Below are 1,209 nucleotides of genomic sequence, written 5' to 3'. Positions count from 1 at the left end.
TTATTAAATAAAAACAATGAGTTGAAAATTGGCATTTAAGTTGCTCTTAGCGTTTTGTTGTTAATAAAGATTTAACATGATGTAAATCCATAATCGTGAAACGACTACACGGAGAGTAATAATGAAAATGAATAAGCTCGTAAAAGCACTGGCTATTGCTGTGACATCTTTTGGTATCGCGACAAATGCAGCGGCGGAAGAGCGCAGCTACATCCTTGCGACCGCTTCTACTGGTGGCACTTACTACCCAGTAGGGGTGGCTTTGGCGACATTAAGTAAAGTGAAACTCGCACCAAAGCACCACTTCTCCCTTTCTGCTATCAGCTCTGCTGGCTCTGGTGAAAACGTCAAACTATTGAATGAAAACGAAGCGCAATTTGCGATTTTGCAAGGTTTGTACGGTGCGTGGGCTTGGTCTGGGGAAGGTCCTTACGAGAAAAGCGGTCGCCAAGCAAAGCTGCGTTCAGTCTCAATGTTATGGCAAAACGTTGAACACTTCATTGTTCGTAGCGACTTAGCAAAAACCGGTACGGTTAGTGATCTGAAAAGCCGCGAAGGCAAAAAGTTCTCTATCGGTAAAAAGAACGCCGGTACTGAGTACTCAGGCCGTCAGATCATGAAAGGCCTGAATGTTGACCCAGACAAGTTCAACCTTGCCTTTATGGGGTATGGCGGCAGTGCAAGTGCGCTACAAAATGGCACTATCGATGGCATGAACACGCCAGCAGGTGTTCCTGTTGGGGCGGTGACGCAAGCATTTGCGGCGCTAGGCAAAGATATCTCGATACTTTCGTTCACTGACGAGCAAATCAAGCAAGCCAACGGCAACTACAAGTTGTGGACCAAGTACGACATTCCTGCCAACACTTACCCAGGTTTAGATAAACCAATCACGACGATTGCTCAGCCCAACTTCCTTGCGGTTCGAGACGATATCTCGGAAGAGGACGTTTACCAACTGACCAAAGCCATTTACGAGAACCTTCCGTTCCTACAAGGCATCCACAAAGCAACCAAAGCGATGGCGATCGAAAAAGCGATTTCGGGACTTCCTTTACCGCTGCATCCGGGTGCGGTTCGTTACTACAAAGAAATGGGAATCGAAATCCCATCTGAACTGATGGCGCAATAACGCCAACTTCGCCCCGAGTGCATCTCGGGGCCGTTGTGTTGTTTTGAACATTGAAAAAGCCGTTAGAGCTTGGAGTA

The 1,209-nt window shown here is 46.9% G+C and carries 1 protein-coding gene; it reads left to right on the top strand.

The window, feature by feature from the left end:
* Nucleotides 1-121 precede the first annotated feature (121 nt).
* On the top strand, nucleotides 122-1,132 hold the full coding sequence (locus R7O12_RS25760; RefSeq protein WP_318126896.1) for a TAXI family TRAP transporter solute-binding subunit: 1,011 nt from the start codon (nucleotides 122-124) through the stop codon (nucleotides 1,130-1,132).
* The last annotated feature ends 77 nt before the right edge of the window (nucleotides 1,133-1,209 follow it).

The organism is Vibrio sp. Vb1574, assembly GCF_033338675.1.
Note: the sequence above shows the minus strand (reverse complement) of the source record. Positions and strands in the feature narration are given on the sequence as shown.